Consider the following 24,101-nt stretch of genomic DNA (forward strand, 5'->3'; position numbering starts at 1 on the left):
ATTATGAGCGTAATGCAAGCGCAGGATCACAGCGCTGACGGGGTGAACGAACGGAAAGTGACCGCCGAACGTGACGAGGGGTTCGTGGTTTTCCATATCGGCATGCGTATCAACGCGCTCTGGAAGATTCACCGGTGGCTCCCGCTGGTGTTCGTCGCGCCGCGAATGGTCCGCGAACTGGTCGGCGATTCGGAGTCGGGCCTGCTCGGCAACCGAACGGTAGTCGGACCCGGCATCCGAAATATCGGTTTCGTCCAGTATTGGGAGTCGTTCGACGCACTCGAAGCGTACGCTCGCGACAGCGACCGATTGCACTTCCCCGCCTGGCAGGAGTACTACGAGGATGGGATCAACACGGACGCTTCGGTCGGGATCTGGCACGAAACCTATCTCGTCGATGCGGACGGGTTCGAGACCATCTACAACAACATGCCGGCGCACGGACTCGCGGCGTGCGACGGAACGAAGATCGTCTCTGCAACGGCGCGACGAAAGACGGCTGCTGGCCGGTTGGGAGACGCGGATGATTCGTTCGGAGACACGAGCGATTCGTCCAGAACGGCCAGTCAATAGATGATCGTGTCGAAGGCCTCGAGCGACGACAGTTCGTACGTCGGTTCGTGCTCGACGCCGTCGCGGTCGTCCCGGCCGAGGTCGATCCAGGCCGAGTCGATCCCCATCGCGTTCGCGCCCGCGATATCCGCGTGTAAGGAGTCGCCGACGTGAATCGCCGCATCGGGTGCAACCCCGAGTTCACCCAGTGCGTACTCGAACGGAACTGCGTTCGGTTTCGGGTGGATCCCCGCGCTCGGCTCTGTGAAGACGCGAACGTCGAAGGCGTCCGCGATGTCGAGCGCCTCGAGTTTCTGCGTCTGCGTCGGCCGGCCCCCGTTGGTGATCAAGCCGACCGGACCACAGTCACGGGCGCGCTCGAGCGCCGCCTTCGCGCCGGGACGAAACCGGACGGCGGTCGGATCCTGTAACTCGAGGTATTGGGCGGCGAGCGCAGGCGCGATCCCGGTGTCGAGATCGGTCTCGGCGCGGTCGACGACCGCAGTGAACAGGTTCTCGTAGAACTCGCGATCAGTCTCGGCCGTCGGCAGCGACGGCACGGCCGCTCGCAGGTCCGCGGGCGTACAGAACGGCTCGCAGCCGACTCGGTCGAACGTGGACTCGAGCAGCGTCGCGGCGTCCCGCGTGGGTTCACAGAGCGTCTGATCGAGATCGAAACAGATCGCGTCGTACGCAGCCATATGCCGGGAATAGGACGGCGAGTGTTCTCAACGTTTCGGGGGTGGAGGGGTCGTGCGCATCCAACTCATGACGTGCTGACGAACCCACCGACGTGCCTTCGGTGGGGGTCTCGGAGCCGGGTGCAGGCGCGGCCGACCGCCGACCGATCCGCAGCCGTTATTTTCGCAGCGGTTCCTGTCAACGTATGAACGTCGTCAAACGAGTCCACATCGTGCCCCTCGGCTACGAGTACGACCGAATCATCGAGCCAATCAGGGCACAACGGGCTGACCTCGTCTACCTCCTCGCAGATGACCGAACCGACGGTGACAGGGGTCCCGTCGACGGCGACTGCGTCGACGGCGGTCCCTCCGGTGGAGACACCACCGCAGACGGCGACGCAGTTACCGCCGACTATCACGACGACCTCCGGACCGAACTCGAGTCGACCGTCCCCGAGGTCGAGACGCGACGCTGCGATCTGGGTGACGTCTACGCCGTTCTCGGCGAGGTGACGACGATCGCCGCGGAACACGCCGAGGACACCGTCTCGGTCAACGTCTCCGGCGCGGGAACGATCGCCGCGATCGGCGCAACCATGGCCTGCATGGACGTCTCGACGGACGCACACGCCTACTACGTCGAACCGTCCGACTACGCCCACGAGGGCGAACGCGAGCCGATCTCGACCGGGATCGCCGCGACCGAACGCCTTCCCACGTATCCGATCGACTCGCCGACGCCCGACCAGGTCGCGATCATGGCATTCCTCGCCGATCCCAACACGTGGGACGGTTACCACGAGGAACGGACGAGTCCGCCGAAAAAGAAAGACCTGATCGAGTACGCTCGAGATCGGGAGCTCTCCTTTATGGCCGATCGCCGACCACCGGAAGAACGCGGCGGCGAGGACAAGGGTGCCTTCCGCGTGCTCGATACGCACGTGCTGGACCCGCTCGAGGCCGACGGCTACGTGACGATCGAGTCGGTGGGTCGCCGCCGCGTGGTCGAACTGACCGAGCAGGGGACCAACGCCTACCGCGCGTTCAAGCACAAACTCGCCGACGGCGAGTGAGTGAGCCGTCGACAGAACGGGAAACCGCAGTCGAGGACGGTAAGAAGCGGCGGACAGAACCGTATCGAGGGCGAAAACGGGTGGAGGGCCGAAACGCCAGCGGTGACGGAAACGAGTGGCCGGCCGATAGCACCGGAATCGGCCGAGTGGAGGGCCGCCGTCAGCGGGGATTGGTGCCGGGCGAGTCCTACTCGCCGTCCTCGACGCCCGCGCCGAGGGTCGTTCCCAGTCGGGCGAACTCGAGGTCGGCCTCGAGTCGCTCGGCGTGAGCCCGAAGCGCGGCTTCGTCGAGTCCCTCCTCGTCGTCACGGCCGGGACTGGTCGCTCGAGCGAGCAGGAAGGGGGCAGCGTCGGCGAGCGACGAGTTGGGAGGCTCGGGGCCGACGACACTCCCGCGTTCGGCCGCGGCGAGGAGTTCGTGGACGACGATCAGCCGCCGTCGCAGCGATCGGATCTCCTCGGGAGCCGCGGGCGAGCCGACCTGATCCGCCAGCAACTCGTCGGCCGCGACTACGCGGTCGGGATCGACCTCGAACGCCGTCTCGAGGCGCTCGCACTCGAGCGCTCGAGCGTCGGTCCGACGGCAGGCGAGTCGAACGGCACCCAGGACGGCTGCCGTTCGGCCGTACCGTCGCGACGCGAGGTCGCCCGCATGGTCGAACGCCGTACGAGCAACGGGGGAGATCGCGTCAACCTCGAGTCGACGGGTCGCCTGGTCTACCGTCAGTCCGTCGCGTGCAGGGGAGTGTCGCTGACCCATAGTTGAACAGTCACGCGAGAGTACATTATTCGCTTCTAAGAGAGTATCATAACAATCGAAACTATCAATACTAACGTTACTATCGTACTATGCGCTCGATCGCCCGGAAACGGTGACGTTCGAGAGAGACGCCTGCTGTCCGAGACCGAACACGCACGAACCCCTCTCCGGCCCTCGAATCGGCCGCTACAACTGATGGCTCTGTTTCGGGAGAACAACGCTCCAGTCGACCAATTCCGGCTCGATCATCGCGCCGGAGGCCGATTGGGTGTGTCGATTCCGGCTGCGGCATTCGCCACGTTCAAGCCGATTCCCTTCGACGGTCGATTTATGACGCGATCTGTCTGGGTAAAAGCCGACGACACGGTTGGCGACTGGGACGACCGCCGTGCGCGGATCACTGCCGCACTCGAGTCGGGTGCGGACTGGGTACTGGTCGACGAGGACGACGTCGCCCGCGTGCGCGAACTCGGCGATATCAACGTCGCGGCGTTCCGAACCGACGGCGACGTGACGCTGGTCGACAATATCGACGACGCGGAAGCCGACAGCGAGGAGACCGAACCGGCCGCGCGTCCCGACGCCGTCGTCGTCGGGAAGGAAGGCGAGGGCGACGCGACGATCGACCTCCCCGAGGACTTCTCCGGCTCGGCGGATCTCTCGACACTTCGTCGACGCGACGGCGATCTCGAGCGCGGCGCGTACGTCCGTATTCTGGGCCAAGAGTACGAACAGTTCGCCGAGACCGCCGCCGACGAGGCCGACTACACCATCGTTGTCGGCGAAGATTGGACGATTATCCCCCTCGAGAATCTGATCGCCCGCATCGGCGAGGAGACCGACCTTGTCGCGGGCGTCACCAGCGCCGAGGAGGCCAAGACGGCGTTCGAGACGCTCGAGATCGGCGCCGATTCGGTCCTGCTGGATTCGGACGATCCGGACCAGATCCGCGAGACCGTCGAGGTCCGCGACGAGTCAGAACGCGAGTCGCTCGACCTCCAGTACGCCGACGTGCTCGACGTCGAACAAATCGGCAGCGCCGACCGAGTCTGCGTCGATACGGGCAGCCTGTTAGAACACGACGAAGGGATGCTCGTCGGCTCGATGGCCCGCGGTCTCGTCTTCGTCCACGCCGAGACGGCCGAATCGCCCTACGTCGCCTCCCGCCCGTTCCGGGTCAACGCGGGAGCCGTCCACGCCTACGTGCGCACGCCCGACGGCGGCACGAAGTACCTCTCGGAACTCCAGAGCGGCGACGAGGTCCAGATCGTCGACACCGCCGGCAACACCCGCGAGGCGATCGTCGGCCGCGTCAAAATCGAAAAGCGGCCGATGTTCCGCGTCGCCCTCGAGACCGACGACGGCGACCGCATCGAGACCCTCCTGCAGAACGCCGAGACGATCAAGGTCCCGACGCGCGACGGACGGACGGCGGTCACCGATCTCGAGGCCGGCGACGAACTCCTCCTCTACTACGAGGATACGGCGCGACACTTCGGGGAGGCCGTCGAGGAGAGCATCATCGAGAAGTGACGGGACTGTCGGCTAGTCGCGGGATCGCCTACAGTAACCGACAGAAGAAACAATTCTGACGCACGAAACGGGTCCGGCTACGGACGAGTCGGCGTTTCCTGCTCGGAATCTTCGGCATCGATGGGCGTTTCCTCGTCCTCCGGGTCGACCGGCTCGAGACGGGTCGTACACCAGTGACAGAACGTGAGGTCGTCGTCGAGTTCCTTCCCACACTGCGGGCAGGACGGGCCGTCGCTCGAGTCAGAGCTGTTCGGCGGGAAGCCGACCGCCCTGAATGTGGCGTCGATAGCCGCAAAGAGAGCGATAAACATAATGAAGAACTGCGCCATCGTGTCGGTCTGGGTGTTTGCGATATCCATTCCTTCCGAGAACGACGCAGCGTCGACCATCTGGCTGATCGGGAAGAAAAACCAGACCGCCGAGAAGTAGAGCCCGGCGAACACCAGCGCACGGAGCCAGTCCCGAATCAAGGCGTGGCCTGCACCGGGGAGGAAGATCGAGAGGCCGCCGGCGAACAGCGCGCGAAGCCATGTCATCGTACGTGGTGCTAGGGGACCCCGCCCCTTAACATTCCGATTTTCCTCCGCGGCCTGACTGATCGGCTACGACGACAGTTCCGAAGCGAGTATCGACAGCGTCTCGAGGTCGTACTGTCCCGGCGCAGTCGCATCCGCTGCATCCACGGGCGCATACCCTATTTTCGACCCATAAACAGGCGCAACCGCACGCGTATGACTCCCGACCTCACCCATTGCCATCGTCGCCACCCGATCCCCGTGGGCGGTCACCTGCTCCGTCGCGGCGAGCACGGCGAGCGTGTCCTTCTTCGATTCCGCAGTGACGGCCAGCTTCGACACGTCGGCGTGCTTGGCCGCTTCCGTCAACGTCGAGACCATCTCGCCTCGAGAGGGCGTCCCCTCGAAATCGTGACTCGAGGCGACCACCGAGACGTCACGATCACGCGCAGTCTCCAACACGTTCTCGGCGTCGCCATCGAGAATCGCCTCGAGTTCCACGTCGATCGCCCCCACGGCATCGAACTGAGTCGCCTCCGCCAACACCTCGAGTCGCTCCTCATCATCTCCCACCCACTCGCCGCCTTCCCAGGCGGCCCTGTTCGTCGCGAGAATGGGCAACTCGCCCTCGTACTGCTCGAGCACCGCAAGGGGCTCGTCGGTCAGATCCATTCGAAACTCGATCGCGTCCGCATGCTCGCGGGCTGCGGGTTCTTCGGAGAGATCGGCGGTCGACGCGGTGAGGACGAACGAGTCGAAGTCGAGGCTCATTGTGACTGTTGTGTGTGAACGGAGAGAAAAACAAACCGGTGTCGATCCGCGAGATTAGGCCAGTCCGAGCGTCTCCTCAGCCTCGAGGAGTTCGTGATACCGGTTCCGAATCGTTACTTCGGAGATGTCAGCGACGTCGCTGACGGCGGCCTGCGTGGTCTTCTCGTTGGTCAACAGTGCGGCGGCGTAGACCGCAGCGGCGGCGAGGCCCACCGGCGACTTCCCGCTGTGGACGCCCTTTTCCTTGGCGTTCTGGAGGAGTCCGCGGGCGCGGTGTTCGGCCTCGTCGGAGAGGTCGAGTCCCGAGGCGAAGCGGGGAACGTAGCTCTCTGGGTCGGCGGGCTGGACCTCGAGACCCAGTTCACGGACGACGTAGCGGTAGGTCCGAGCGATCTCGTTTTTCTCGACGCGGGAGACGTCGGCGATCTCGTCGAGGCTTCGGGGGACGCCCGCCTGACGGGCGGCGGCGTAGACACAGGAAGTCGAGACGCCCTCGATGGAGCGGCCGGGGAGCAGGTCCTCGTCGAGTGCGCGACGGTAGATGACGGACGCGGTCTCGCGGACGTTCGTCGGCAGTCCGAGCGCACTCGCCATTCGGTCGATCTCGCCCAGGGCCTGTTTCAGGTTGCGTTCCTTGGAGTCGCGGGTGCGGAAGCGCTCGTTCCACTTGCGGAGACGCTGCATCTTCTCGCGCTGGCGGGAGCCAAGCGAGTTTCCGTAGGCGTCCTTGTTCCGCCAGTCGATGTTCGTCGACAGCCCCTTGTCGTGCATCGTGTTCGTCGTGGGCGCGCCCACGCGGGACTTTTCGTTCTTCTCGGCGGCGTCGAACGCGCGCCACTCGGGACCGCGGTCGACCGAGTCCTCTTCGACGACTAGGCCGCAGTCCTCACAAACGGTTTCGCCGTGTTCGTCGTCGACGACCAGGTGTCCCGTACACTCGGGGCAGGCGAGGTCGTTCTGCTCGGTCTCGTTCGTCTCTTCGTTCGATTCTCGTTCGGTACGTCGTACTCTGGTGCTCGATGGTGTGTTAGTCATACGATGGCGAATGCTGACCGGCCGAACTGACTGCAAAAGCCCGGACGGGTTCGTTACCTACCTCGTTCTGATACTCGAGGGTTAAGGGTTTCGGAATCGCGGGCCGACACCTCTCGAAAGCGGATAATTCGGGCGAACTAGTATGATCATTCGGAACAGTTATGCTGAGAAGGTGATCCGAATCGTCACTGCCTAATCCGGACCGTCCGAACCACAGGTATGGACGTCGCAGTCGGGAGTACGAACCCGGTCAAGGTGGATGCGGTCGAACGAACGCTCGAGCGATTCCGGCCGTCGGTGTCCGCGGTCGCCGTCGACTCGGGCGTCCCCGAACAGCCGTGGTCGATCGAGGAAACCGTGACGGGTGCCGAAAACCGCGCACGACGAGCCCTCGCCGCGACCGACGCCGACTACGGGATCGGTCTCGAGGGCGGTGTCGCCCGAATCGACGGCGTCCCCGGCCTCTCGTTGATCATGTGGGCCGCCGTGACCGACGGCGACCGACTGGAACGCGGTGGCGGCCCGACGCTTCCGCTCCCCGACGACGTCGCTCGTCGCCTCGAGGACGGGGCCGAACTGGGGCCGGTGATGGACGACCGCCACGGTACCGACGGAATCGCCGAACGCGACGGTGCGGCCGGAGTGCTGACGGACGGGCTGACGAACCGGTCGCGGGCGCTGAGCGAAGCGGTCGCGTGTGCCGTCGGTCCGTTCGTCATCGGTGACTCGTTTGCTAGCCGACTGTAACGCATCGACGACGGTTTTTATCGACGGGGTGTTTACACTCCCACGAAACCCGTTCGACTGCCAGTACCGTCAAAAACTGACGATAGTACGAAAAAATTGACGTTCGTTGTCTGTAGATAGTCAGTAAAAGGCATATATTAACCGAACGTACCAACGAAAGCTTTCTGCTCCGTTATGCATCCATTACTCACTGAGAAAACCGCATGCAAGCGAAGGGTTAACCGCACGTACCAAACCCCCTAAGGGCATTCTCGGCATTGACTGGAGTATGAGCACTGCACTAACCGCGGACCTCACGAACAAACAGCGCCAGATCCTCCAGTATCTCCGTAATAACGCCGGAACGAAGACGTACTTTAAGTCACGTCTCATCGGCAAGGAGTTGGGCATGACGGCCAAGGAGGTCGGCTCGAACATCACCGCCCTCCAGGACGGCAACTACGACATCGAGATCGAGAAGTGGGGCTACTCCTCGAGCACGACGTGGAAAGTCAACGCGTAACGGATCGCAGCCGGCCAGTCACCGCCTCTGGCCTGCACACGTCGTCTTGTCCGCGTTTTCCGTCTCCCCCATCGTTCGTCGACCGCTTTTTTACGGCTCGCTACGTACCCTCGATCGACAGATGTCGCCGCCGATACTGTTCGACATGGACGGAGTTATTCTCGAGGGCCCCGGCACCGATCCACAGGTGTACGCCGACGCGGCCGACGCGGCCCTCGACGAGCTCGGTGCCGAGCCGACGCCAGCCCAACTAACCGATCTCAGACGGCACAACCTCGAACACATCAGCGACCACTGCGACGCGCTGGGTATCGACGCTGAGGCGTTCTGGAAGCTAAAAGACGAGTACGCATCGGAGACGAGCCACGACCTGATTCGGTCGGGCGAACGCGGGCTGTACGACGATATCGACGCACTCGCCGACCTAGCCGATCGGACCACGATCGGACTCGTCACGAACAACCGCCACGCGACCGCCGAGTTCGTCGCCGACCACATGCCAGTCGAGTTCGATGTCGTTCGCGGTCGCCGGCCAACGTTCGACGACTTTCGGAGAAAGAAACCCGAGCCCGACTTCATCGATGACGCGCTCTCGGAACTCGGTGTCGACAACGGGTTCTACGTCGGCGACTCGCACAAAGACGTCACGGCGGGACGGGCGGCGGGTCTCGAGCCGATCTACCTCCGTCGCTCGCACAATCGGCACGTCGATCGACCGGTCGACGCCGCGGCGATCGTCGACTCACTCGTAGCGCTCCCGACGCTCCCGGCGGTCGTCGAAACGATTTGAACGACACAAACGGCCCCGAATCCGGGGAGTAATCTACTCTTACCGCCCGTATTACGTCCTTACCCGTCGTAGACGATGAACTGATCGGCGTTCCGCGCGAGCTGTCGGGCCGCCTCCCCGAAGGAGTCGGCGTGACGGACGACCAGAATCAGGACCGTCTCGGGGCGTTCGACGGCGTAACCGTCCTCGCGCGAGAGCAAGCCGGCCTCTTCGAGTTCGCCGGCGTACTTGCTCACCGTCGGCGGCGAAACGTCGAGCGCCGTCGCGAGGTCGCCGGCCGTCGCGTCCGACGTCGAGAGGAGTTCGATCAACATCCCGCGCGGCGTATCCCGGCGAAGGTAGCCAAGCGTCTGCTTTTCGAACTCGTCGAACCGATCCGCGAGGACGAATCGTTTGTAGTCGCCGTCCCGAAAGCGTTCGATTGCGTCGAGTTCCTCGAGCCGGCGCAGGTGGTGTTGGGTCTCGCCGGTGCCGAGTTGGAGATCGTCCCGGATCTTCGAGAAGTGTGCACCGGGCGTCGTGGAGAGATAGCCGGCGATCGCGTCGCGGGCGTCGCTTTCGCCCGTATCAGCTGCTGCAGAATCGGAGAGGCCGGCCAGCGGTGCCGCAGCACCGAGCGCTGCGAACCGGCGCAGGGTCGCTCGTTTATCGTCGTCGACCCCATCGGAACTCGTCATGTAATACCTACCGACCGAAACGTGGCGGGACGTAAAACAGGTTTCGCTCCGCTTTCTTCACCGAGAGCGGAGTGTCTGGAATCTATGAACCCTTGCCGGAGTCGGCGTCGCCGGCGAACTCCTGATCCATCTCTTCGATAACGTCGTCGGGATCGGAGATCGTGCCGGCGTCTTTGCCCTCTTTGATCGCCTGGGCTTCCTGTTCCATCGCCTCGAGATCCATCTCGGCTTCCTCGTCGATCTCGCCGATGATTTCGGCGATGTCGTCGAGCCCGATCAGTTCGCGAGTTTCCTCGTCGAACTCGAGGCTCTCGAGCGAGTCGCCGTCTTCCTTGACATCGCTGCCCGAGAGGTGTTTGCCGTAGCGGCCGACCATCGAGGTGAGCTCTTGGGGCATCACGAACGTTGTCGAATCGCTCTGGCCGATCTCGGCGAGCGTCTCCATCCCCTGATCGATGATGGCGCGTTCGCCCATCGATTCGGCGGATTTCGCGCGCAGGACCGTCGAAATCGAGTCACCCTGTGCTTCGAGGATCTGACTCTGCTTTTCACCCTGTGCGCGGATGATCTCGGACTGCTTGTCACCTTCCGCCTTCTCGACGGCACTGCGGCGTTCACCCTGTGCCTCGAGAATCATGGCGCGGCGTTTCCGCTCCGCGGAGGTCTGTTGCTCCATCGCGCGCTGGACGTCCTTGGACGGGTTGACTTCACGGACCTCCACCGACTCGACGCGAATACCCCACTCGTCGGTGGGTTCGTCGAGCTCCTGGCGGATGCGCGCGTTGATCTCCTGGCGCTTGTTCAGCGTGTCGTCCAGCTCCATGTCACCCAGTACGGCACGCAGAGTGGTCTGGGCGAGGTTCGAGGTCGCTCGTTTGTAGTCGTCGACCTGGAGGAACGCCTTCTTGGCGTCCATAACCTTGATGTAAACGACGGCATCGGCGGTCACGGGGGAGTTGTCGCGCGTGATCGCTTCCTGCCGAGGGACGTCCAGCGTCTGCGTTCGCATGTCGAACCGATACGTGTTCGAGACGAACGGCGGGACGAAGTTGATTCCGGGCTCGAGGAGTTTTCTATACTCCCCGAAGACAGTGAGCGCACGCTTCTCGTACGCGTCGACGATCTCGATCGCACTGAGCAGTGCGGCGATAACGACGAGGAGGACGAGTGCACCGAGGAATAGCAGTGCACCGCCGGTCTGCAACGGGAGTAGTTCTACAACCATAGTTCCGTCTTACGGGGGGGACGGCAAAAACGTTCCCTTATTTCAGTAACATATCCGTCGACGCGACCGTCTCGAGCCGAGGTCAAGCCTAACTCGAGCCGAGGTTTCGATCGGCTCGAGCCCAACCGTCTGCGTCTCAGTTCGATTTCTCCGTCTCCGTTTCGGTTTCGGCTTCCGGTTCGGCGTCCGACTCCACGTCGTCCGTCGGCTGGGAGTCGTCGACTTCCACCGCAGAATCCGAGTCGGCAGCACCCTCCGCGAGCGCCCGATCGATCTCATCCTCACCAATCGCGCCAAGCGATTCGACCGTGAGCACGTTTCCGCCGCCGGGATCGAGAACGATCACTTCTTCGCCCTCCTCAATCGTTCCGCTCGTCGTCCGCGCGCTGTAGAAGGGCGCGAATCCGCCTTCGTCGAGTTTGACCTCGCCGTCGCGAGTCGTGACGGTCTCGGTGACGTAGCCCGTCGTGCCCGCGAGCGTACTCGAGTCCGAAGTCTGTGCGGTTCCCTTCCCACCGTAGAAGTCGAACTCGTTGTAGACGTAGGCCGCGGCGAGGCCGATGACGAGCGTCAACCCCGCCAGTATGAACGTGTTGGCGACGGGCGGAAAGATGAGTCCGATGAGCCCCGCACCGACCAGTGCGACGCCGATGACGATGAGGTGTGCACCCGGCGAGAGGGCCTCGAGCGCCATCAGGACGAGACCCACCGAAAGGAGCACGAGCGGCATGTTCGCGAAGAGGAGTTCGAGCATACGTCGAGCTAAGTTCTCACCCAAATTAAAGGTTGTCGAGGCGGTCCGTTAACCGTACCGACGGAAACCAGACAGCGGTCGCTTCGGTGCCGCCTCTTACCCCCGCTCAAAGCATAATCGACGCGATCTGGAACATCACGAGTAGCATCGCGACTGCACCCAGAATAACGAAGAGGATGTTCTCGAGCGACGGGTCGCCGGGTTCGATCGGCGTCGAGCTGGGTTCCGGTGCGTACGGATCGTCTCCGTCTGCATCGTCAGCACCGTCTGCGCTCGTTTCGTCCTCGTCGGGCGCGTCAGAGAGATCCAGTGGGACCCGGTACTCGTCGTCGGTTCGTTCAGGCCGCCCGACACGGTCGTTGCCTTCCACGTAGCCGTTGTCCTCGAGCCGGTCTTTGTCTCCTGGAGATGCCGTGGTATCCCACTCGTCCGCGGACTGCGCTGATTTTGTCTCCTCGTCCGAGTACTTGCCGTCCGGAGCTGCCGGTGGCTCACGCCGGTCGTTCTCACCGTCGCTTCCGGACGCATCGTCTGCCATAGACGGTCCTAACAGGTCCGCCGTCAAAAATCCGCGGTCCGCGCGCGGGCGAAGGGCACCGCACTCCCGCCGACGATTCAGGCCAGTTCGACCTGCTCGTCCCGATCCGTTCGATCGCTGAGGTCGCCGCCGTAGATGACTCCGCGTTCGGCGTCGAGCGTCACGACGCTGCCCTCCTCGGCCGCCGAGAGATCGGCTCCGCTGACCATCGGAATGTTCATCTCCCGCGCGACCAGCGCCGGGTAGCCGGTCAGTCCGCGCTGGGCGTCGACGATTCCGCCGATCGTCGTCAGATCGCCCTCGAACTCCTCGTCGAAGTCGGCCGCCAACGAGAGGACTGCTCCCTCGGGGACGTCCGAGAGGTCGCCGTCCGTCATTCGGACGAGGGGGCCGGTCGTCCGTCCCTCGACGACGACGCGACCGGTCGTCAGCGCCTCCGCGGCGACGTGGACTTTCAGCATGTTCGTCGTGTTCGCGCCCTCGAGTTCGGTCATCATGCCACAGAGGACGACGACGGTGTCGCCGCTGTCGGCGACCCCAGCATCGAGCGCGGCTTGGACCGCCTTCTCGACGACGGCGTCGGCTCCCTGATCCGAGACACGGGCGTACAGCGGCGTTACGCCCCACGAGAGGGCGAGTCGCCGCCTGACCTCGTGACTCGGCGTCGACGCGACGACCGGAACGCCGGGGCGGTACTTCGCCGTTTTCAGTGCCGTGTAGCCGGACTCGGTTGCCGCGACGACCGCATCCGCGTCGATGTCGCGCGCGAGAAAGCGCGCCGAGCGCGCCAGCGCATCCGTTCGTGCCTCGCCCGCGGTGGGAACGCGTTGCTCGAGCATCTCGGCGTACTCCTCGGAGTTTTCGACCTGACGGATGATGCTGCCCATCGCGTCGACGACCGCAACGGGGTGGTCGCCGATGGCGGTCTCGGCCGACAACATCACGCCGTCGGTGCCGTCGAGAACGGCGTTCGCGACGTCCGAGGCCTCAGCCCGTGTGGGCCGGCGAGCGTGGACCATCGAGTCGAGCATCTCCGTCGCCGTAATCACCGGCGATCCCTCGTTGCGACACTTGCGGATGATTCGCTTCTGGATCATCGGAACGTCCTCCATCGGACACTCGACGCCCAGATCGCCGCGGGCGACCATGATCCCGTAGGCGGCTTCGATGATCTCGTCCAAGTTCTCGACCGCACCCGCGCGTTCGATCTTCGCGATCAGCGGGATTTCGACGTCCAGTTCCTCGAGCACCTCGCTGACCGCGTAGACGTCCTCGGCGTCGCGGACGAAACTCGCCGCGACGAAGTCGACCCCCTTCTCGGCGGCTAACTCGAGGTCCTTGCGGTCGGACTCGGTGACGATCTCGAGATCGAGATCTACCCCGGGCACGTTGACGCCCTTTCGGCCGCCCAGTTCGCCACCGGTGTCGACGCGGGCACGGACCGACTGGTCGTCGTGCCCTCGCGAATCCGCATCCTCGGGCTCGAGGACGGTCGTCTCGATTAGTCCGTCGTCGAGCAGAATTCGGTCGCCCGGCTCGACGGCCCCGATCGGCAGTGAGAGACCGACGCTATCGGGGGACACCTCGTCGCCTTCGACGAATCGAATCTCCGAACCGGTCTCGAGGCTCACCGTCTCTCCCTCGGGGAGCGGCGCGGTCCGGATCTCCGGACCCTGCATGTCGAGCATCACCGCGACGGGCGCCTCGCGGGACTCGTCGACGGCCCGAACCCGGTCGATCAGTTCGGCGCGATCTTCGCGGCTCCCGTGGCTCGCGTTCAGACGGGCGACTGACATCCCGGCGTCGGCGAGCTCCCGGATCGTGTTCCGGTCGCTCGAGGCCGGCCCCAGCGTACAGACGATTTTCGCGTTTCTCATGGCTCGACGTAGCGGGAGTACGGGCAAAAAGATAGGTGGTTTACTCGCCTTCGAGTTGTCTTTCGACCCGTCCTGTGCCACGCGAACGGTTTTCCCACGGACGACCCACCCATCGAACATGGCCACGTACGCATCACTCGTCGACATCGACGATCGAGACGTACAGAACGCCCAGGAGCTCTCGTCGATCTGGGGCGAGATCAGGACGGAGTTCGAGGAGCACGAGGCCGACGTAATCGACTCCTACGCGATCCTCGGGGGACACGACTTCCTCGTCTTATTCGAGGCACCGGACCGAGAGTCGGCGTTCAAGTCGGCGCTGACGCTGCGCCGTCACGGGCTGTCAGCGGAGACGATGGAGGTTACCCATACCGACGACTTCGCACATCTAGTCGACGAAGTGTAAGCGGTCGTGTCGAATCCCACAGCCGAATCGAGGTTCGAACGAAGCCGTCCCTCGAGTGCTTCGAAAAACGCAGTCGACGGAAACTCGAGCCGGCCGACGCGAAGCTACTTGATTTTCTCGCCGATTTCGGCGTCGCCGTGGGTCGTCAGCAGGTCCGCCTCCTCGCCCGCGGCGAGGATCATCCCGTTCGACTCCACGCCGAACAGCTCCGCGGGCTCCATGTTCGCGAGGAGCACGCAGTTCGTTCCCGGTAGCTCGTCGAGGTCGTGTAGCTGCTTGATTCCCGCGACGACCTGTCGGGTCTCGAAGCCAATGTCGACCTCGAGTTTGGCGAGGTCGTCCGCGCCCTCGATCCCCTCGGCCGACTCGATCCGGCCGACGCGGATGTCCAGTTCCTGAAAGTCCTCGAATCCGATTCGATCCTCGAGTAGCGGCTCGAGATCGCCAGTGTCTGCCATATCGTCGCCTTCGGCCCCATCGGTGTCGTCGTTTTCGGTTTCTCCCTCGTCGGACTCCTCCTCGTCGCTCGAGGCCGCTTCGACTCGTTCCTCGAGCTTTCGAGTGAGTTCCTCGACGCGGTCGTCCTCGATCTTTTCGAAGAGTTCGCCGGGTTCGTCAAAAGTTCGTGGCGGGGCCTCGAGGGCGTCCTCGAGGTGGGCGTCCGCGATTTCGCCGTCCTCACCGATCTGTTCCCAGAGCAGTTGGGATTTATCGGGTGTGATCGGCTCGAGGAGCACGCCGACGGCCTTGGCGAGTTGGACGCAGTCGCGGATGACCTGTGCCGCCCGCTCCGGCTCTTCGTCGGTGAGCTTCCAGGGCTCGTTTCGCTGGATGTACTCGTTGCCGAACTGGGCGAGTCGCGTCGCGGCGTGGCCGACGCCGCGGAGATCGTAGTCGTTGACCGCGTCGCGGGTCTCGCCGATCGCGCCCTCGATGCGTTCCCGTACCTCCTCGGAGACGTCCGTCTCCGGTGTCCCCTCGTAGTTCCGGTAGGCGAAGAGCAGCGAGCGGTACCAGAAGTTGCCGACGGTTCCCACCAGTTCGCCGTTGACCTTTTCTTGGAACGCCTCCCAGGAGAAGTCGACGTCCTGCTGGAGGCCGCCGGTCGTGGTCAGGTAGTATCGCAGAAGGTCGGGGTGGAACCCTTCCTCGAGATACTCTTTCGCCCAGATCGCTCGATTTCGGCTGGTCGAGAGTCCCTTGCCGTTGATCGTGATGAAACCGGTCGCCGCGATTCCGCGAGGGGCATTGTAGCCGCTACCCTCGAGCATCGCCGGCCAGAAGATGGCGTGGTGCTGGATGATGTCGCGGCCGATGACGTGGACGATATCGCCGTCGTCCTTCCAGACGCGCTCCCAGTCGTACTCATCAGCGCCGACGCGCTCGGTGTACTGCCTGGTCGAGGCGATGTACTCGATCGGGGCGTCGACCCAGACGTAGAGGACGAGGTCGTCGTCCGTTTCGGTGTCGTCCCCGTCGCCAGGATAGTCGATCCCCCAGTCCATATCCCGCGTGATACACCAGTCCTGCAGGCCGTCTTCGATCCACTGGCGCGGCTGGTTTCGGGCGTTCGAGGTTCCCTCGAGGCCGTCTAAGAACTCGGTCAGGTAGTCGGTGAACTCGGAGACCTCGAAGAACTTGTGGGCTCGCTTCCGGTACTCGGCCGGGTTCCCGGTAATCGTACTCTCCGGGTCCTCGACTTCACCGGGCTCTAAGTGTCGTTGACAGCCCTCGTCGCACTCGTCGCCGCGGGCCTTCTCGCCACAGTAGGGGCAGGTCCCGACGACGTAGCGGTCGGGGAGGTACTGGTCGGCGTCAGGATCGTAGGCGACCTGAATCTCCTTCTCGTAAATGTAGCCCGCGTCGTCCAGTGTGCGGACGATCTCCTGGGTTAGTTCGGTGTTCGTCTCGTCGTGGGTGTGCCCGTAGTTGTCGAAGTCGACGTTGAACTGCGGGAACGTCTCCTCGTACTGTTCGTGCCACTCGAGTGCGAAATCCGCGGGGTCGACGCCCTCCTGTTCGGCGTTGACGGCAACCGGGGTGCCGTGCATGTCCGAGCCGCAGACGTAGGCCGTCTCTTGGCCTAACGTTTTGAGCGAGCGGTTGAACGCGTCGGCGCCGATGTACCCCCGCAGGTGACCGATGTGCAGGTCGCCGTTGGCGTACGGCAACCCACAGGTCACGACCGCGGGTCTGTCCGTCGGAAAGTCGTCGTTGCTCATATCTGTGTGGTGTCGGTGGCGGGCGTAAAACCCGCCGGTTTTCGGTCGTCGGTCGGTTCGCGAGCGATACCAGTCGCTTTCGAGTAAGGAATCGAGACTGACTCGAGTTTCGCGCCACGCGACCGTCGTATGACCGACGTGTTCGCAGCGTTCCACCCGGTGCGGTACCGTCGCTACGGGCGCATCAGAAGAGCGTCGCGGACGGTACGCGTCCTCATCAGTTTCGAGTTGTTCGTATATCCACATAACTGTTCGGTCCTGTGACTCTAGCGTCACTTCACCCTGCGTTCCGCTCGAATGCTCGTATGTGACCCCCAAGAAGCCGGTCTTTCAACGTCGATGAATTCGAGGGTAGTGTTTATATACGGTCCACAAGCCCGGATTTCCGGACTCGACGATCACGTACCGTTTTGACATATACGATAGCACGACCCACGTATGAGCTCCGTCGATATCCCGCGCGAACAGTGGGCGACCCGGGTCGGATTCATCTTCGCGGCCGTCGGCAGCGCCGTTGGACTCGGGAACATCTGGCGGTTTCCGTTCCAGGTGGGACAGGAGGGCGGTGCCGGCTTCCTCCTGATGTACCTGCTGTTCATCGTCGTCATCGGCTTCCCGGCGATGCTTGTCGAGTTCGTCGTCGGTCGCCGAACCGAACGTAACCCCGTCGGCGCGCTCAAAGAGATCGGCTCCGGGATCTGGGAGTACGTCGGCTGGATCTTCATCGCGACCGGGTTCGTCATTCTGTCGTACTACAGCGTCGTCGCCGGCTGGACGATCCGCTATACGATCCTCGGGCTGCAGGACGGCTACCTCGCCGACGCCGCCGAGGCCGAAGGGCAGTTCGTCACGCTCGCGAGCGGCCTCGACGCCATCCTCTTTCACGCCATCTTCATGGCTGCCGTGATCGCCATCGTCGCCGTCGGGATCGAACGCGGGATCGAACTCGCGGTGAAGGTGATGGTTCCCGCGATCATCATCATTACCATCGGATTGGCGATCTACGCCGCAACCCTTCCGGGCGCGGGCGAGGCCTACAGCTACTATCTCTCCCCCGAGTGGGGCGTCATCGCCGACAACTGGCAGAGCATCGTCCCCGCCGCGGCCGGCCAGGCCTTCTTCACCCTCTCGCTCGGTATGGGGGTAATGATCACCTACGCCTCCTACCTTGGTGAGGACCGCAACCTCGCGGAGGACGGCGCGATCATCATCGGCTTCGATACCGCGATCGCCTTTATCACCGGCCTGATCGTCTTTCCGATCCTTTTCACCGCGGGCGTCGATCCGGCCGATCCCGGCGCAGGTGCGATCTTCGTCTCGCTAGCCGCCGCGTTCGGTGACCTCACGCTCGGCTGGCTGATCGGGGCCGTCTTCTTCGGCACCGTCGCCATCGCCGCGCTCTCGAGTGCGATCAGTCTCATGGAGGTCGTCGTCTCCTACATTATCGACGAGCGTGGTATCAGCCGACCCACGGCCGCGATCGGCATCGGCGGCGCGATGTTCCTGCTCGGTGTGCCGTCCGCCTACGACCTCGTCTTGCTCGACCTCTTCGATCTCTTCGCCGATCAGATCCTCCTGGTGCTCGGCGGACTCCTCCTCATGATTCTCGTCGGCTGGTCGCTCCCCGACCTCGCGGTCGACGAACTACAACGCGGGATCGGTGACCTCGGCTCGCTCGGCCCGGCCTGGATCTGGGCCGTCAGGATCCCCGTCATCCTCGTGCTGCTCGTCGCGCTCGTACTCGGTATCCTCGATTACTACGAGTTCCTCACCGGCCCCTTCGCCGAGTGGGTCGGCGACCAGTAGTCGCCCGCGTTAGCCGTCCGTCCGCTCCTCGGGAGCCGTCCCGTGCCAGATCGCCGGGAGCAGGTCCAGTCGGTCCGCAAGCAACAGCCCCAGTCCCAGAAGCAACGGGCCGAAGAACGTGACGACGAACGCGCCACCACCGGGGGCGATCACGAGCGCGACGGCGGCCCCGACCCACGCCAACCAGGCCAGCGCCTCCCAGGGCCGGCCGCCGTAGAGTCGCCAACTCGAGAGCGAGAGCGCAAAGCCGCCGAGCGCGGCCGCCACGACGACCCCCTCGAGCGCCGCCGATGCCGCGACTATCGCGGCGAAGCCGACGACTGCGACGCCGTCGATTCGATCCATTGCCATACTCGAGTCTCAGAGCGATGGGGCAAACGGGTATCGATTCCCGTCGATGCGCTACGATGCTCACCGACGAACGGCCGATCGAACCACGTGGGCGGCGCGCGCTGGACCGTGGTGAGTGAAAATGAACCACGGTTCGACTGTGCGCGAGGGATGAGCGACGGAGCAACGCGACGGAGCGAATCGGCTGGGGAGGACGTGGCTCTCATCGTCGCCAGATGAGCAGCGTAGACGATTGGGTCGTAGACGATTGGGTGGAGGTATCGTCCGCGGGTGGAGCCGTCGCGGTCAGCAGTACCGTCGACAACCAGTAACGCAGTGCTTCTAGCAACGGGGATTTCCACGTCCTCCCCGGCCGATTCGTTCGCTCCGCTCACTCATCCATAGGAAGACGCTCCGCGTCTTCCACGCAGTCGCTCGTGGCATCTGCTTACGGGCGCTCCGCGCCCGTTCGCACGGTCCGCGGGATCGTTGATCCCGCGCTACTCGCGACGACCTCGCGCAACGTCGGACTGCGGCTCACGTTTCGTTCGCCACAGCCCAGCGTGCGCCACTGCACCTAGATCGGACGATCGGACACGAGATGAGACTCGCCGAGGCGAACGCCGTGAACACCGCTTCTCGAGCGTATCGCACCGGAAAACGCGTGCGAGCCGCGACGGCTCCCGGGCCCGACCCCCCCTAATCACCGCTCGCGACGGGGACGCTTGCGCGCACCTCGAGTCGATCCAGATCCCCGATAAACGACGCCAGCATCTCCCGCGAGACGTGGGGCATACAGACCACCCGTAGCTCACCCGTCCCGGTTCTCGAGATCCGCCATCCCTCGTCCCGCAGCGCGTCGAACGTCGACCGCGGCAGGTCGGCCGCAACGAGCGGAAGCGTCGGATCGACGACGTCGTAGCCCCGTTTCTCGAGGGCATTTGCGAGCCACTCGGCGTTGTGCCGAGATCGGGCGTACTGGCGACGGTAGCCCTCGGGCCACAGTTCGTCCATCGCCGCCACGGCGCTGGCGACCCCCGCTCCGGACCGCGTTCCGGTCAGCGTCGCCTGCGAGGTCGACTCGAGGTAGGGCGTGTCGACGGCGAGTTCGTCGAGCAGGTCGTCCGAGCGAACCAACAACCCGCCCGCGGGGACCGCGGCCTGGCCCATCTTGTGGGGATCGATCGCCATCGTGTCGACCGCGGCGTGGCCGAAGTGCCACTCGTGGTCGGTAAACGGCAGGACGAACCCGCCCCAGGCGGCGTCGACGTGCAACAGTGCCCCGACAGAGCGGGCGATCTCACCGAGTTCGGGGATCGGATCGACGCGGCCGTACTCGGTCGTCCCCGCGACGCCGACCACCATGGCCGTCTCCGCATCGACGCAGGAGCGGACCGCCTCGAGGTCGGCCCGAAAGTCGTCGTCCGTGGGAACGATCCGCAACTCCACGCCGAGAACGTCGGCGGCCTTCTGGAAACTGAAGTGTCCCGATTCGGGCATGACGACGTTCAGCGTCCGCGTCTCCGCGCGGTCGCGAGCGATCCGGACCGCCTGAATGTTCGCTTCCGTTCCGCCGCTGGCGACGTAGCCAGCGGGATCCTCGAGTCCCGCGATTTCGCCTAACGTAGCGATCGCATCCTCTTCCAGGGCCGTAACGTTCGGATAGGTTCCGGGATCGCCGGGGTTCGTCGCGAGAAATCGTTCGGCCGCCTTGCGTGCGACCGGGTGGGGCTCGGTGCACATCGACGAGAGCACCCGATCGAACGACTGCGGCTCGATTTGCATATCACGCACGAGTACGTTCACCGGTTTCAACGTTGCGTTTAGCGCCGACACGTACGGTTTCATACACTCGGAGAAACCGACTCGCGGTTGTCGTCGGGCTTGAACGTCGCCGCGGCTGTGTCGACTAGTCTGCAGGCTCGAAAAATTGTCCGACGGCGACCGCGGTGTCAGCGAATCGAATCGAACAACAGCTTCTGTTCGACGTATTTGACCCTGTGCTAGACGTCTCGGATGAAGTCAGATCGATACACGCTGCAATATCAGATGGTACATCACTTACAAACCTACATCGGTAACGCTTACTACGATTCGACAAGAAGTACGTTACATGTCGATCGATATCGAAACGTTCGAGGAAACACCGGAAGAGGAACTCCGGGACCTGAGCAATCCCGAGAAAGTTCTCCAGTTCCTCCTCACGAACGACGACAAGGCGTTCAAGGCTGCCGAAATCGCAGCTCGAACGGATATCAACGAGAACTCGATTCACACCGTCCTTGGTCGACTCGAGGAGCGTGATCTGGTTCGACACAAGGGCGAGTACTGGGCGATCGGCGACCGAGACCGCATCCGATCGTTCGGCAGATACCGCCGAGCGACTGAACGGCTCAACGAACAGTATGGAACCGAAGACAAAGAGGAGTGGCGAGCTCACGCCGTCGACGACACGACTTCGGAGAACTAGTCGACCGATGGCAAGTGATCTCGAGCGTTGCGACGTCTGCTACGGCGACGATCCGTTCAAAGGAGCCGACTATTCACGGCCGTGGGTACTTATCAGCAACGAGTCACAGCCGTTTCAGGGCGATCAGTACATCGCTCTCGCACTGACGACCCGAACCTGGCACGACGGATTTGTTCGGATCCCCGACGACGCCTGGGTCGAAGGCGGGACGCCGAAGTCGAGCAGTATCGTTCCGTGGAGCGTGGAAACCATCGACGCAAACGACATCGAGTTCCGACAAGGCCGTCTGGAAACGGCACTCGTCGATGAAACCGTTGCCACGCTCACGGAGTATGTCTCTTGAACGCTGAAAGCGACCTATCGGAGACGGTTTCGATTTAGCGAACCGAATCGAGCAGGAGTTTCTGTTCGGTCCGCTTGACTTCGTGCTGAACGTCGCGAACGGCGTCGATGTTCGCCGAGATCGAACTCACGCCCTCGTCAACGAGGAACTGGACCATCTCCGGCTTGGAGCCAGCCTGCCCGCAGATGCTCGTCTCGACATCGTGTTCGCGACAGGTCTCGATGACGGTCCCGATCAGTTTCAGGATCGACGGGTGGAGCTCGTCGAACCGGTCGGCGACGTGTTCGTTGTTCCGGTCGACCGCGAGCGTGTACTGGGTGAGGTCGTTGGTGCCGAAGGAGGCGAAATCGATCCCCGCCTCGGCCATCCCCTCGATCGACAGCGCGGAGGCCGGCGTCTCGATCATCGCCCCCCACTTGCGCTTCTTGTGGTCGATCCCCGCCTCCTCCATCAGCCGCTTGGCCTGATAGATGTCCTCGGCATCGTTGACCAGCGGGAACATGATCTCGACGTTGTCGTAGCCCATCTCGTACAGTCGGCGGAACGCCTCGAGTTCGTGGGCGAAGACCTCGGGCCGGTCGAGCGACCGGCGAATCCCGCGATAGCCGAGCATCGGGTTGTGCTCCTTTGGCTCGTCGTCGCCGCCCTCGAGCTGGCGGAACTCGTCGGTGGGCGCGTCGAGCGTTCGCACGCGGACGGGACGGGGATAGAACTCGTCGGCGACGCCGCGGATGCCCTCGACGAGTTCCGTGATGTAGGCGTCCTCGCCGTTTTCCTCGATGTAGTTGGCGGGCGTCTGGTTCAGCGAGAGGATCATGTGCTCCGTGCGGAGCAGGCCGACGCCGTCGGCGCCCGTCGCGGCCGCGCGTTCGGCGGCCTCGGGGATCGAGACGTTGACCTTCACCTCGGTCGCGGTCATCGGTTTGACCGGCGACTGCGGACGCACCTCTTCGACGGGTTCGGTCTCCTCGTCGGGTTCGACCTTCTGACCCTCGAGCACCGCACCCTTGTCGCCGTCGAGCGTGACGAGTTGGCCGTCCTCGAGGACGGTGGTGGCGTTCGTCGTGCCGACGATGGCCGGGACGCCGAGTTCGCGGGAGACGATGGCGGCGTGGCTGGTCATGCCGCCCTCGTCGGTGATGATTCCCGAGGCGCGTTTCATCGCGGGGACCATATCCGGCATCGTCATCTCCGTGACGATGATGTCGCCCTCCTTGACCTTGTCCAGATCGTCGAGTTTCAGGACGATCTGTGCGGCCCCGCTGACGGTGCCCGGACTCGAGCCGAGTCCGTCGACGATGACGTCGCCGGAGGAGCCGGTGCTCGAGCCGCCGTCACCGCCCGATTCGGCCTGCATGCCGCCGCTGCCACTGCCGTCGGTGACGCCTTTCGCAGCGTCGACGACACCGCTCGCGTCGGCCGCCTCGACTCCGTTTCCGCTCTCGTCGATGGTGGTGATCGGTCTGGACTGCAGCATGTAGACGTCTCCGTCGATGATGGCCCACTCGACGTCCTGCGGGGTGTCGTAGTGGTCCTCGACGCGCTCACCGAGTTCGACGAGTTTGTCGATCTCCTCGTCGCTGAGTACGCGCGCGTTTCGTTTGTCTGCGGGCACCTCACGCTCGACGGTCTCGCCCGTCTCCTCGTCTTTTTCGTGCATCACCTTCTTTTCGGCGACGGTCACGTCCGTCTCCTCATCGTCGCGCGGGACGACGTAGTTGTCCGGCGAGACGGCGCCTGAGACGACGGCTTCGCCAAGTCCCCACGCGGCCTCGATGATCATCGTCGGGTCGCCCGTCGACGGGTGGCTCGTGAACATCACGCCCGACTTCTCAGCGTCGACCATCTGCTGGACGACGACCGCGATGTTGACCGTGGAGTGGTCAAAGCCCTGCTCCTGGCGGTAGTAGATCGCTCGCTGAGTGAACAGCGACGCCCAGCACTCGCGAACGCGGTCGAGAAGCGCCTCCTCGGTCACGTTCAGGAAGGTTTCCTGCTGTCCAGCAAAGGAGGCGTCGGGCAGGTCCTCCGCCGTCGCCGAGGATCGAACGGCGACGAACGCCTCGCCGTTGCCGACCTCGCGATAGGATGCAAGGATCTCCTCGCGCAGCTGGTCGGGGAACGGCGTCTCGAGAATGAGTTCCTGCGCGCGGTCGGCCGCGGTCGCGAGCGCGCTCGAGTCGTCGACGTCGACCTCGACGGCCTCGAACAGCTCCTCGTCGATTTCGGCGTCTTCGATGAACGATCGATAGGTTCCGGCGGTTACCACGAATCCCGGCGGTACGGGCAGCCCAGCACCCGTAAGCTCGCCCAGGGAGGCACCTTTGCCGCCGACCTTCTCGAGGTCGCCGGCACTGATCTCGTCCAGCCAGAGTACAGCCATCTCTAGTGGCGTGGACACCCGAGCGAATAAAAAGGGTTGCGAACAGTCGCGCCGATTCGCAACTCGGGACCGAATGAGTTTCGACGGTAGGCGCCGGCTTATTGCCGGT

At 63.8% G+C, this 24,101-nt stretch carries 24 protein-coding genes; 10 read left to right on the forward strand and 14 right to left on the reverse strand.

Annotation, left to right across the window (positions count from 1 at the left end):
• The first annotated feature begins 12 nt into the window (after positions 1-12).
• Entirely contained in the window at positions 13-573 is a 561-nt protein-coding gene (locus NATTI_RS0105050) for a DUF4188 domain-containing protein (RefSeq protein ID WP_006089135.1), read from the forward strand.
• On the opposite strand, the gene NATTI_RS0105055 is transcribed toward NATTI_RS0105050, so the two are convergent.
• Positions 567-1,253 carry an HAD family hydrolase gene (locus NATTI_RS0105055; protein WP_006089134.1) on the reverse strand — a complete coding sequence of 229 codons (687 nt, stop codon included), beginning with the start codon at positions 1,251-1,253 and terminating at the stop codon, positions 567-569. The two genes, NATTI_RS0105050 and NATTI_RS0105055, sit on opposite strands and share 7 nt — an antisense overlap.
• 185 nt (positions 1,254-1,438) lie before the next feature.
• Between NATTI_RS0105055 and NATTI_RS0105060 the strand changes: the two genes are divergently transcribed.
• Positions 1,439-2,308 carry an HFX_2341 family transcriptional regulator domain-containing protein gene (locus NATTI_RS0105060; RefSeq protein ID WP_006089133.1) on the forward strand — a complete coding sequence of 290 codons (870 nt, stop codon included), beginning with the start codon at positions 1,439-1,441 and terminating at the stop codon, positions 2,306-2,308.
• A gap of 187 nt (positions 2,309-2,495) precedes the next feature.
• On the opposite strand, the gene NATTI_RS0105065 is transcribed toward NATTI_RS0105060, so the two are convergent.
• Complete coding sequence (locus NATTI_RS0105065) at positions 2,496-3,068, reverse strand: hypothetical protein (protein WP_006089132.1); 573 nt, start codon at positions 3,066-3,068, stop codon at positions 2,496-2,498.
• Positions 3,069-3,398: 330 nt separating this feature from the next.
• On the opposite strand from NATTI_RS0105065, the gene NATTI_RS0105070 reads away from it, so the two are divergent.
• Positions 3,399-4,601 (forward strand): 3-dehydroquinate synthase II, encoded by a 1,203-nt coding sequence (locus tag NATTI_RS0105070; protein WP_006089131.1) that lies wholly within the window; start codon positions 3,399-3,401, stop codon positions 4,599-4,601.
• 77 nt (positions 4,602-4,678) lie between these two features.
• Here NATTI_RS0105070 and NATTI_RS0105075 read toward each other — a convergent pair whose 3' ends face one another.
• The 3 genes from NATTI_RS0105075 to NATTI_RS0105085 all read right to left on the reverse strand — a co-directional run bounded on the left by NATTI_RS0105075 (position 4,679) and on the right by NATTI_RS0105085 (position 6,922).
• Complete coding sequence (locus NATTI_RS0105075) at positions 4,679-5,137, reverse strand: zinc ribbon domain-containing protein (protein ID WP_006089130.1); 459 nt, start codon at positions 5,135-5,137, stop codon at positions 4,679-4,681.
• Positions 5,138-5,203: 66 nt separating this feature from the next.
• The gene (locus NATTI_RS0105080) at positions 5,204-5,887 is read right to left on the reverse strand and encodes a type I 3-dehydroquinate dehydratase (RefSeq protein ID WP_006089129.1); all 684 of its coding nucleotides are present in this window, start codon (positions 5,885-5,887) and stop codon (positions 5,204-5,206) included.
• A gap of 54 nt (positions 5,888-5,941) precedes the next feature.
• Positions 5,942-6,922, reverse strand: a complete 981-nt coding sequence (locus NATTI_RS0105085; RefSeq protein WP_006089128.1) for a transcription initiation factor IIB — start codon at positions 6,920-6,922, stop codon at positions 5,942-5,944.
• Positions 6,923-7,141: 219 nt separating this feature from the next.
• On the opposite strand from NATTI_RS0105085, the gene yjjX reads away from it, so the two are divergent.
• The 3 genes from yjjX to NATTI_RS0105100 all read left to right on the forward strand — a co-directional run bounded on the left by yjjX (position 7,142) and on the right by NATTI_RS0105100 (position 8,961).
• Positions 7,142-7,669, forward strand: a complete 528-nt coding sequence (yjjX, locus tag NATTI_RS0105090; protein WP_006089127.1) for an inosine/xanthosine triphosphatase — start codon at positions 7,142-7,144, stop codon at positions 7,667-7,669.
• Positions 7,670-7,937: 268 nt separating this feature from the next.
• Entirely contained in the window at positions 7,938-8,171 is a 234-nt protein-coding gene (locus NATTI_RS0105095; RefSeq protein WP_006089126.1) for a DUF7123 family protein, read from the forward strand.
• A 121-nt stretch (positions 8,172-8,292) separates the two neighbouring features.
• Complete coding sequence (locus tag NATTI_RS0105100; protein WP_006089125.1) at positions 8,293-8,961, forward strand: HAD family hydrolase; 669 nt, start codon at positions 8,293-8,295, stop codon at positions 8,959-8,961.
• A gap of 59 nt (positions 8,962-9,020) precedes the next feature.
• On the opposite strand, the gene NATTI_RS0105105 is transcribed toward NATTI_RS0105100, so the two are convergent.
• The 5 genes from NATTI_RS0105105 to pyk all read right to left on the reverse strand — a co-directional run bounded on the left by NATTI_RS0105105 (position 9,021) and on the right by pyk (position 14,032).
• On the reverse strand, positions 9,021-9,638 hold the full coding sequence (locus tag NATTI_RS0105105; RefSeq protein WP_006089124.1) for a winged helix-turn-helix transcriptional regulator: 618 nt from the start codon (positions 9,636-9,638) through the stop codon (positions 9,021-9,023).
• 82 nt (positions 9,639-9,720) lie between these two features.
• A complete protein-coding gene (locus tag NATTI_RS0105110) occupies positions 9,721-10,863 on the reverse strand; it encodes an SPFH domain-containing protein (RefSeq protein ID WP_006089123.1) in 1,143 nt (380 codons plus the stop codon).
• Between the two features lie 136 nt (positions 10,864-10,999).
• Complete coding sequence (locus NATTI_RS0105115) at positions 11,000-11,617, reverse strand: NfeD family protein (protein ID WP_006089122.1); 618 nt, start codon at positions 11,615-11,617, stop codon at positions 11,000-11,002.
• A 106-nt stretch (positions 11,618-11,723) separates the two neighbouring features.
• Positions 11,724-12,155, reverse strand: a complete 432-nt coding sequence (locus tag NATTI_RS0105120) for a DUF7312 domain-containing protein (protein ID WP_006089121.1) — start codon at positions 12,153-12,155, stop codon at positions 11,724-11,726.
• Between the two features lie 77 nt (positions 12,156-12,232).
• Complete coding sequence (gene pyk / locus NATTI_RS0105125; protein WP_006089120.1) at positions 12,233-14,032, reverse strand: pyruvate kinase; 1,800 nt, start codon at positions 14,030-14,032, stop codon at positions 12,233-12,235.
• 118 nt (positions 14,033-14,150) lie between these two features.
• Between pyk and NATTI_RS0105130 the strand changes: the two genes are divergently transcribed.
• Positions 14,151-14,438 carry a GYD domain-containing protein gene (locus NATTI_RS0105130; RefSeq protein ID WP_006089119.1) on the forward strand — a complete coding sequence of 96 codons (288 nt, stop codon included), beginning with the start codon at positions 14,151-14,153 and terminating at the stop codon, positions 14,436-14,438.
• Positions 14,439-14,542: 104 nt separating this feature from the next.
• Here NATTI_RS0105130 and metG read toward each other — a convergent pair whose 3' ends face one another.
• Positions 14,543-16,660: a methionine--tRNA ligase gene (gene metG, locus NATTI_RS0105135; protein WP_006089118.1), complete on the reverse strand. Its 2,118-nt coding sequence runs from the start codon at positions 16,658-16,660 to the stop codon at positions 14,543-14,545.
• A gap of 438 nt (positions 16,661-17,098) precedes the next feature.
• On the opposite strand from metG, the gene NATTI_RS0105140 reads away from it, so the two are divergent.
• A complete protein-coding gene (locus NATTI_RS0105140) occupies positions 17,099-18,466 on the forward strand; it encodes a sodium-dependent transporter (protein WP_006089117.1) in 1,368 nt (455 codons plus the stop codon).
• A 9-nt stretch (positions 18,467-18,475) separates the two neighbouring features.
• Here NATTI_RS0105140 and NATTI_RS0105145 read toward each other — a convergent pair whose 3' ends face one another.
• Together NATTI_RS0105145 and mfnA are read right to left on the reverse strand one after the other, a co-directional pair.
• Positions 18,476-18,817 carry a hypothetical protein gene (locus NATTI_RS0105145; RefSeq protein WP_019991648.1) on the reverse strand — a complete coding sequence of 114 codons (342 nt, stop codon included), beginning with the start codon at positions 18,815-18,817 and terminating at the stop codon, positions 18,476-18,478.
• Positions 18,818-19,495: 678 nt separating this feature from the next.
• Positions 19,496-20,581 (reverse strand): tyrosine decarboxylase MfnA, encoded by a 1,086-nt coding sequence (gene mfnA, locus NATTI_RS0105155; protein ID WP_027119062.1) that lies wholly within the window; start codon positions 20,579-20,581, stop codon positions 19,496-19,498.
• A gap of 328 nt (positions 20,582-20,909) precedes the next feature.
• Here mfnA and NATTI_RS0105160 point away from each other — a divergent pair, with 328 nt between their 5' ends.
• Together NATTI_RS0105160 and NATTI_RS0105165 are read left to right on the forward strand one after the other, a co-directional pair.
• Positions 20,910-21,266, forward strand: a complete 357-nt coding sequence (locus NATTI_RS0105160) for a hypothetical protein (RefSeq protein ID WP_006089114.1) — start codon at positions 20,910-20,912, stop codon at positions 21,264-21,266.
• 7 nt (positions 21,267-21,273) lie between these two features.
• A complete protein-coding gene (locus NATTI_RS0105165; RefSeq protein WP_006089113.1) occupies positions 21,274-21,609 on the forward strand; it encodes a type II toxin-antitoxin system PemK/MazF family toxin in 336 nt (111 codons plus the stop codon).
• Positions 21,610-21,643: 34 nt separating this feature from the next.
• Here NATTI_RS0105165 and ppsA read toward each other — a convergent pair whose 3' ends face one another.
• Entirely contained in the window at positions 21,644-23,992 is a 2,349-nt protein-coding gene (ppsA, locus tag NATTI_RS0105170; RefSeq protein WP_006089112.1) for a phosphoenolpyruvate synthase, read from the reverse strand.
• Positions 23,993-24,101 lie beyond the last annotated feature (109 nt).

It is taken from the genome of Natronorubrum tibetense GA33 (assembly GCF_000383975.1).
In the GTDB taxonomy this organism is placed as follows: Archaea; Halobacteriota; Halobacteria; order Halobacteriales; family Natrialbaceae; genus Natronorubrum; species Natronorubrum tibetense.

Bases quoted from the DNA above. Each gene is read 5' to 3' on its own strand.
- NATTI_RS0105060 (WP_006089133.1), top strand. From the start codon at position 1,439: ATGAACGTCGTCAAACGAGTCCACATCGTGCCCCTCGGCTACGAGTAC.
- NATTI_RS0105130 (WP_006089119.1), top strand. From the start codon at position 14,151: ATGGCCACGTACGCATCACTCGTCGACATCGACGATCGAGACGTACAG.
- NATTI_RS0105075 (WP_006089130.1), bottom strand. From the start codon at position 5,137: ATGACATGGCTTCGCGCGCTGTTCGCCGGCGGCCTCTCGATCTTCCTC.
- NATTI_RS0105100 (WP_006089125.1), top strand. From the start codon at position 8,293: ATGTCGCCGCCGATACTGTTCGACATGGACGGAGTTATTCTCGAGGGC.
- NATTI_RS0105070 (WP_006089131.1), top strand. From the start codon at position 3,399: ATGACGCGATCTGTCTGGGTAAAAGCCGACGACACGGTTGGCGACTGG.
- NATTI_RS0105085 (WP_006089128.1), bottom strand. From the start codon at position 6,922: ATGACTAACACACCATCGAGCACCAGAGTACGACGTACCGAACGAGAA.
- NATTI_RS0105165 (WP_006089113.1), top strand. From the start codon at position 21,274: ATGGCAAGTGATCTCGAGCGTTGCGACGTCTGCTACGGCGACGATCCG.
- NATTI_RS0105140 (WP_006089117.1), top strand. From the start codon at position 17,099: ATGAGCTCCGTCGATATCCCGCGCGAACAGTGGGCGACCCGGGTCGGA.
- ppsA (WP_006089112.1), bottom strand. From the start codon at position 23,992: ATGGCTGTACTCTGGCTGGACGAGATCAGTGCCGGCGACCTCGAGAAG.
- NATTI_RS0105095 (WP_006089126.1), top strand. From the start codon at position 7,938: ATGAGCACTGCACTAACCGCGGACCTCACGAACAAACAGCGCCAGATC.
- NATTI_RS0105050 (WP_006089135.1), top strand. From the start codon at position 13: ATGCAAGCGCAGGATCACAGCGCTGACGGGGTGAACGAACGGAAAGTG.
- NATTI_RS0105160 (WP_006089114.1), top strand. From the start codon at position 20,910: ATGTCGATCGATATCGAAACGTTCGAGGAAACACCGGAAGAGGAACTC.
- NATTI_RS0105065 (WP_006089132.1), bottom strand. From the start codon at position 3,068: ATGGGTCAGCGACACTCCCCTGCACGCGACGGACTGACGGTAGACCAG.
- pyk (WP_006089120.1), bottom strand. From the start codon at position 14,032: ATGAGAAACGCGAAAATCGTCTGTACGCTGGGGCCGGCCTCGAGCGAC.
- NATTI_RS0105105 (WP_006089124.1), bottom strand. From the start codon at position 9,638: ATGACGAGTTCCGATGGGGTCGACGACGATAAACGAGCGACCCTGCGC.
- mfnA (WP_027119062.1), bottom strand. From the start codon at position 20,581: ATGCAAATCGAGCCGCAGTCGTTCGATCGGGTGCTCTCGTCGATGTGC.
- metG (WP_006089118.1), bottom strand. From the start codon at position 16,660: ATGAGCAACGACGACTTTCCGACGGACAGACCCGCGGTCGTGACCTGT.
- NATTI_RS0105110 (WP_006089123.1), bottom strand. From the start codon at position 10,863: ATGGTTGTAGAACTACTCCCGTTGCAGACCGGCGGTGCACTGCTATTC.
- NATTI_RS0105145 (WP_019991648.1), bottom strand. From the start codon at position 18,817: ATGGCAATGGATCGAATCGACGGCGTCGCAGTCGTCGGCTTCGCCGCG.
- NATTI_RS0105055 (WP_006089134.1), bottom strand. From the start codon at position 1,253: ATGGCTGCGTACGACGCGATCTGTTTCGATCTCGATCAGACGCTCTGT.
- NATTI_RS0105115 (WP_006089122.1), bottom strand. From the start codon at position 11,617: ATGCTCGAACTCCTCTTCGCGAACATGCCGCTCGTGCTCCTTTCGGTG.
- yjjX (WP_006089127.1), top strand. From the start codon at position 7,142: ATGGACGTCGCAGTCGGGAGTACGAACCCGGTCAAGGTGGATGCGGTC.
- NATTI_RS0105080 (WP_006089129.1), bottom strand. From the start codon at position 5,887: ATGAGCCTCGACTTCGACTCGTTCGTCCTCACCGCGTCGACCGCCGAT.
- NATTI_RS0105120 (WP_006089121.1), bottom strand. From the start codon at position 12,155: ATGGCAGACGATGCGTCCGGAAGCGACGGTGAGAACGACCGGCGTGAG.